Origin of the sequence: Methylobacterium nigriterrae, from assembly GCF_037106235.1 — a bacterium.
Taxonomy (GTDB): domain Bacteria; phylum Pseudomonadota; class Alphaproteobacteria; order Rhizobiales; family Beijerinckiaceae; genus Methylobacterium; species Methylobacterium nigriterrae.
This window is the reverse complement of record NZ_JBAWTG010001001.1, coordinates 1-259: the sequence shown is the minus strand read 5'-3', so window position 1 is coordinate 259 and position 259 is coordinate 1. Positions and strand designations below refer to the sequence as shown.

At 52.5% G+C, this 259-nt stretch carries 1 protein-coding gene; it reads right to left on the bottom strand.

What is annotated here, in order from left to right; translation table 11 throughout:
* Positions 1-259 (bottom strand): Bax inhibitor-1/YccA family membrane protein (locus WDW90_RS40025; RefSeq protein WP_336493108.1); only part of this gene is annotated, 259 nt, incomplete at both ends.

The following is a 259-nucleotide window of genomic DNA, read 5'->3' as shown; positions in this document are numbered from 1 at the left end:
CAATAAAATCGAAATCAAGCACTAGGTTCAAAGCGGCAACAACAACCACAATTGCACTGATAATGATGCCGACTGTGCCGCCCTGATGCAGAAACGGGACCGCCACGCCGAACAGCTGCAGCACCATGGAGAGCAGATACATCAGCGCAATGCCCAAGGTCGCCGACAGCACGCCCATGCGAAACTTGTCTGTTACTCTGACAATACGGGTTGCGTACAGAAGCAGCATAGCAAACAACACGGCAATGGTGAGCAGCAC